This window comes from Streptomyces sp. NPDC056948 (assembly GCF_042674225.1).
In the GTDB taxonomy this organism is placed as follows: domain Bacteria; phylum Actinomycetota; class Actinomycetes; order Streptomycetales; family Streptomycetaceae; genus Streptomyces; species Streptomyces purpurascens.
The window spans coordinates 1-5,818 of the sequence record NZ_JBHUQX010000515.1; the positions used below are offsets into that span (position 1 = coordinate 1).

4 protein-coding genes and 2 pseudogenes are annotated in these 5,818 nt (G+C 71.3%); 3 read left to right on the top strand and 3 right to left on the bottom strand.

Annotated features, from left to right (window positions below; translation table 11 throughout):
* A pseudogene (locus ACFTZL_RS39860) lies at nt 1-1,283 on the bottom strand (topoisomerase II); the annotation flags it as partial.
* On the opposite strand from ACFTZL_RS39860, the gene ACFTZL_RS39865 reads away from it, so the two are divergent.
* Nucleotides 1,282-1,965: a hypothetical protein gene (locus ACFTZL_RS39865; protein ID WP_382593917.1), complete on the top strand. Its 684-nt coding sequence runs from the start codon at nt 1,282-1,284 to the stop codon at nt 1,963-1,965. The pseudogene ACFTZL_RS39860 and the gene ACFTZL_RS39865 sit on opposite strands and share 2 nt — an antisense overlap.
* Before the next feature lie 23 nt (nt 1,966-1,988).
* On the opposite strand, the pseudogene ACFTZL_RS39870 reads toward ACFTZL_RS39865, so the two are convergent.
* Nucleotides 1,989-2,102 (bottom strand): annotated as a pseudogene (locus ACFTZL_RS39870) (hypothetical protein); the annotation flags it as partial.
* 396 nt (nt 2,103-2,498) lie between these two features.
* On the bottom strand, nt 2,499-2,801 hold the full coding sequence (locus ACFTZL_RS39875) for a DUF397 domain-containing protein (protein ID WP_382593911.1): 303 nt from the start codon (nt 2,799-2,801) through the stop codon (nt 2,499-2,501).
* Between the two features lie 297 nt (nt 2,802-3,098).
* On the opposite strand from ACFTZL_RS39875, the gene rpsO reads away from it, so the two are divergent.
* Nucleotides 3,099-3,386 (top strand): 30S ribosomal protein S15, encoded by a 288-nt coding sequence (rpsO, locus tag ACFTZL_RS39880; RefSeq protein WP_003993372.1) that lies wholly within the window; start codon nt 3,099-3,101, stop codon nt 3,384-3,386.
* A 295-nt stretch (nt 3,387-3,681) separates the two neighbouring features.
* Nucleotides 3,682-5,818 (top strand): polyribonucleotide nucleotidyltransferase (locus ACFTZL_RS39885; protein WP_382593914.1); only part of this gene is annotated, 2,137 nt, incomplete at its 3' end.

Below are 5,818 nucleotides of genomic sequence, written 5' to 3' on the forward strand. Positions count from 1 at the left end.
GTCGGGGGTTGCTGAGCGGCCGGGGCCGGGGCGCCGGGGTGGGGGAAGCCGTATCCGCCCTGGGGGTTGGGTGCACCCGGGTGCGGGAAGCCGTAGCCGTCCTGCGGGTTGGGTGCGGGGGTGGGCGGGGCTTCCGGCTGCTGGGTCGGGGGTTGCTGAGCGGCCGGGGCCGGGGCGCCGGGGTGGGGGAAGCCGTATCCGCCCTGGGGGTTGGGTGCACCCGGGTGCGGGAAGCCGTACCCGCCCTGCGCGTTGGGTGCCGGGGCCGGCGGGGTGCCGGGCTGCTGGGCCGGGGGCTGCTGGGCCGCCGGGGCGGATGCGCCCTGCTGCGGGAAGCCGTAGCCACCCTGGGCGTTGGGCGCGGCCGGGGCCGGACCGCCCTGCTGAGGGAAGCCGTAACCGCCGGGCTGCGGTGCGGGCTGGGCGGGCGGCTGGTGCGGCGGCGTCGGTGCGGCCTGCTGGTTCCAGGCGGCAGGCGCGGACTGCGGCGCCTGCGGCTGGAACGGCGACTGCTGGGCCGGTACCGACGGCTGGGGCGGCACGGGCGGCTGCCCCTGCGCGGCCGTCGGCTGCGGCTGAGCCGGCGCGTCCGGATCCGTGGGCTGTGCCTGCGGCTGTGCGGGCCACTGGCTCGCGGGTGCCGGCGCGGCCGGCTGGTACGACGGCGGCAGCGGCGGCACGCCCTGCGGGGCCGGGGGAGTCCAGGCGGGCGGGGCATCGGTCGCACCCGGCCCGGCGGCGTCCTGCGGAACGCTGTCCTCGGGAGGGGTATCGGCGGGCACGGCGTCCGAGGGCTCCGCGTCGACGGGCTCGGAGCTCACGGGCTGGGCGTCCGCAGGAGCAGCGTCGTCGGGCTGTGCGTCGGCCGGCTCGGGAGCAGCGGAATCCTCATCCGCAGGCACGGCATCCACGGGCGCCGGGGGCGCAGGCACCCAGTCCTGAGGTTCGGCATCCTGCGACACGGCCTCGTCGGGCTCGGCCTCCGCTGCCGCACCCTCCGAAGCCTCGTCCTCGTCCTCGGCATCATCGGGGGCGAGGGCGGGGGCATCCGCACCGGACACGTCCGCCACGTCAACCGCGTCCGCCGCATCCGCAGGCTCGGAGGAGACGCCGTCACCGTCCTCGTCGGCATCGTCGGAGGGCGCCCCCTCGACGTCACCGCCCGAGTCCTCGTCCTCGTCGTCGTCCTGCACCTCGTCCACCGGCGCCGGCCGGGCCTCCGCCTCGGCCTCGGCGGCACGCTCCGCGATCTCCCGCTTCAGGGCGACGGCGGAGAAGCGCATGGTGGCACCGCTCTCCAGGTCACCGTTCTCCGACTCGGCTTCCTCGGCAGCCGGAGTGGCCGAAGCATCCGGCGTCACGGGAGTCGCGGGAGTCACCGGCGTCGCCGGAACCTCCGAAGCGGCGGGAGCCACCGGAGGCTGCTCCGGCGTGGCAGGCGCGGCCGGGGCCTCCGGCGGAGCCGACGGCGTCCACTGCGCCTGGTACCCGCCGACGGGGATGTTCGGCATGGCCGTAGGAGAGGCCGGATCCGCCGCGGACGTCTCGGGCCGGTCCTGCGACTGCGACACCTGCGGCTCGAAGCCGCCCTTCATCGGAAGCCTGGGAACGGCGGAAGGGCCCTCTCCGGAGGGCGCGGGCGGCGTGAAGGGCGTACCCGGCGCGGGCGCGGGCGGCGTGAACGGAGCGCCAGGAGCGGGCGGCGGCGCGGGCGGCGTGAAAGGCGCCCCGGGCGCCGGTGACGAACCAGAGGTCTGTCCCGGAAGGGACGAGGTCCCGCCGGAAGCATTCGCGTGCGGCGGCGGAGTGAGCCCCGGCAGCGGCGGCACCGGCCCCTTCGGCGCCCCGGAGCCCCCGGAGTTCGCGGGCGCCCCGGAAGCGCTGGAGTCCTCGGACGCACCCGCCCCCTGCCCCGAGCTCGAACTTGCCGAGGCGTTCTGCGTGTACCAGGCGGGCGGCGCGTAGTCGATGGTGAACTCGCCCGTCACCTCTGCTGCGGACTCCGCGTCGGGCTGGTCATCGCCGGGTGTCGCCCAGCCCCCGCGGATCCCGTCCCGATCGCTGCTCACAGTGTTCCTCCTGGTGTGGTCGAGCACCCTCATGCCGTGCTGGGGCGACCCTTGCTTGTCGTCCGACGTCGTACGAAGTCGATTTGAGGCGTACCGAGGTCGTCCGAGGTCGTCCGATCCACAGGCGCCCCGCTCTCCCCCTGGGGCACCGACGCCCACTCCACGGGTTCTGACGTGGCGCCCCGTCCCAGCCTAATCACCACAAGCCCCGCCTCGGCAGGCCCGTCCACCCCCGAGCACCTGTCCGCCGCGTCACAACCTGCTCAGAAGCTGCCCGGAAGTGACGTACGCAGCACACACTTTGGTGAACAAAAAGGGCGATAAACGTGAAGAACCTCGAACCACCTTGCCGGGAAGGTGCCTTGAGGTCACGAAAAAAGACGAGGGGCGGCCGGTCACCGGCTCACCCCTCGTCGCGCTCCGCGACAACTACTGCCCGGCCTGCGCCTGCGGCTCCCCGTTGTGCGCCCCCGGCTCCAGATCGAACTCGCCGTCCCGCGCCCCCAGCACGAACGCCCGCCACTCCGCCTCCGTGTAGCGCAGCACCGTGTCCGGGTCGAGCGAGGACCGCATGGCCACGGCCCCCTCGGGCAGGTACGCGATCTCGACCCGCTCCTCGTGCTCCTCGGTGCCCGGCGCGCTGTGCCACTCGACACCGGAGATGTCGAGGGCGTAGAGCTCGTCCCGCTCCCGCTCCTTGCGTGCCTTGATCTCCTCAGCCGTCTCCGCCATGCCGCAGCGACCCCTTCCCGACGTACCCGTTCCCGAAGTGCGGATCATCGACGTACGGACGATCCGAACCCGCTCACCCTAGTGGCCGCCTCCGCCCCGGCCGGGAGGTTCGGAGACCAGGGCAAAGACGCCCCTGACCGCCTGGTACTCTGGTCGACGGCCGTTTGTGTACGCACCCCCGGAGCTCACCGCCCTGGAGGCCGCGCCCAGCGGATCCCCGCCTCCCGAGTAACGGAAGCTCCCCCGAGACACAGACCGGGGGCACTCGGTGGCCATCACAGACTACGAGGAGTACGCGTGCCGCTCGACGCCGCTACGAAGAAGCAGATCATCACCGAGTTCGGCCAGAAGGAGGGCGACACCGGCTCTCCCGAGGTCCAGGTCGCCATGCTCTCGCGCCGCATCTCGGACCTGACCGAGCACCTCAAGACCCACAAGCACGACCACCACTCCCGCCGTGGTCTGCTGATCCTGGTGGGTCAGCGTCGCCGCCTTCTCCAGTACCTGGCGAAGAAGGACATCCAGCGCTTCCGTGCGCTGGTCGACCGCCTCGGCATCCGCCGTGGTGCGGCGGGCGCCAAGTAAGACGTCGTGAGGGGAGCGGTTCCCGGGGAAAGGGGACCGCTCCCTTTGCTGTACGTGCGGAGTGTCACCACCGCTTTGTAGTGTGGTAGCACAACGCATGTCGTACGACACAGGACGTACGACACAGAACGAGGAGAAGCGCACCTAGCCGCCGCCGGTCCTCGGTAGTGGCCCCCGGGGGAATGCGAGACCCGGGTGCTTCGATCGAAGACCGGCCCGCACAGCACGGCGCGCTCTCCGCAACCGTCTCCCTGCCACACGGGCAGCCGGAGACGAAGACGAGGAGATAACGCTAGTGGAGAACGAGACCCACTACGCCGAGGCCGTCATCGACAATGGCGCCTTCGGTACCCGCACCATCCGCTTCGAGACGGGCCGCCTGGCCAAGCAGGCCGCCGGTTCCGCCGTGGCGTACCTGGACGACGACACCATGGTGCTGTCGGCCACCACCGCCTCCAAGAACCCCAAGGACCAGCTCGACTTCTTCCCGCTCACGGTGGACGTCGAGGAGCGGATGTACGCCGCCGGCAAGATCCCCGGCAGCTTCTTCCGCCGTGAGGGCCGTCCCTCCGAGGACGCCATCCTCACCTGCCGACTGATCGACCGCCCGCTGCGCCCGTCCTTCAAGAAGGGCCTGCGCAACGAGATCCAGGTCGTCGCCACGATCATGGCGCTCAACCCCGACCACCTGTACGACGTCGTGGCGATCAACGCCGCCTCCGCGTCCACGCAGCTTGCCGGCCTGCCCTTCTCCGGCCCGATCGGCGGCGTCCGCGTCGCGCTGATCAACGGCCAGTGGGTGGCCTTCCCGACGCACTCCGAGCTCGAGGACGCCGTCTTCGACATGGTCGTCGCGGGCCGCACCCTGGAGGACGGCGACGTCGCGATCATGATGGTCGAGGCCGAGGCCACCGACAAGACCATCAAGCTGGTCGAGGGCGGCACCGAGGCGCCGACCGAGGAGGTCGTCGCCGCCGGTCTGGACGCCGCGAAGCCCTTCATCAAGGTGCTCTGCAAGGCCCAGTCGGACCTCGCCGCCAAGGCCGCCAAGCCGACCGGCGAGTTCCCGATCTTCCTGGACTACCAGGACGACGTCCTCGAGGCCCTCACCGCCGCCGTCAAGCCGGAGCTCGCCTCCGCCCTGACCATCGCCGGCAAGCAGGAGCGCGAGTCCGAGCTGGACCGCGTCAAGGCGCTCGCCGCCGAGAAGCTCCTGCCGGAGTTCGAGGGCCGCGAGAAGGAGATCTCCGCCGCGTACCGCTCGCTCACCAAGCAGCTGGTCCGCGAGCGCGTGATCAAGGAGAAGAAGCGCATCGACGGCCGCGGTGTCACCGACATCCGCACGCTGGCCGCCGAGGTCGAGGCCATCCCGCGCGTGCACGGTTCCGCCGTGTTCGAGCGTGGCGAGACCCAGATCCTGGGCGTCACGACCCTGAACATGCTCCGTATGGAGCAGCAGCTGGACACCCTCTCCCCGGTGACCCGCAAGCGCTACATGCACAACTACAACTTCCCGCCGTACTCCGTCGGCGAGACCGGCCGCGTCGGCTCCCCGAAGCGCCGCGAGATCGGCCACGGCGCTCTCGCCGAGCGCGCCATCGTGCCGGTCCTGCCGACGCGCGAGGAGTTCCCCTACGCGATCCGTCAGGTGTCCGAGGCGCTGAGCTCGAACGGCTCGACGTCCATGGGCTCGGTCTGCGCCTCCACCATGTCGCTGCTGAACGCCGGTGTGCCCCTCAAGGCTCCCGTCGCCGGTATCGCCATGGGCCTGATCTCCCAGGAGATCAACGGCGAGACCCACTACGTCGCCCTCACCGACATCCTCGGTGCGGAGGACGCCTTCGGCGACATGGACTTCAAGGTCGCCGGCACCAAGGAGTTCGTGACCGCCCTCCAGCTCGACACCAAGCTGGACGGCATCCCGGCCTCCGTCCTGGCCGCGGCCCTCAAGCAGGCCCGTGACGCCCGCCTCCACATCCTCGACGTGATGATGGAAGCGATCGACACGCCGGACGAGATGTCCCCCAACGCCCCGCGGATCATCACCGTCAAGATCCCCGTGGACAAGATCGGTGAGGTCATCGGCCCCAAGGGCAAGATGATCAACCAGATCCAGGAGGACACCGGCGCCGACATCACGATCGAGGACGACGGCACGATCTACATCGGCGCGGTCGACGGACCGTCCGCCGAGGCCGCCCGCACCACGATCAACGGCATCGCCAACCCGACCATGCCGGAGGTCGGCGAGCGCTACCTGGGCACGGTCGTGAAGACGACCACCTTCGGCGCGTTCGTGTCGCTGCTCCCGGGCAAGGACGGTCTGCTGCACATCTCGCAGATCCGCAAGCTCGCCGGCGGCAAGCGCGTGGAGAACGTCGAGGACGTCCTCGGTGTGGGCCACAAGGTCCAGGTCCAGATCGCCGAGATCG

What these genes read in the sequence shown, in the direction of transcription:
- ACFTZL_RS39865 (WP_382593917.1), top strand. Translation starts at nt 1,282, where the DNA reads ATGGTGGCACCGCTCTCCAGGTCACCGTTCTCCGACTCGGCTTCCTCG.
- ACFTZL_RS39875 (WP_382593911.1), bottom strand. Translation starts at nt 2,801, where the DNA reads ATGGCGGAGACGGCTGAGGAGATCAAGGCACGCAAGGAGCGGGAGCGG.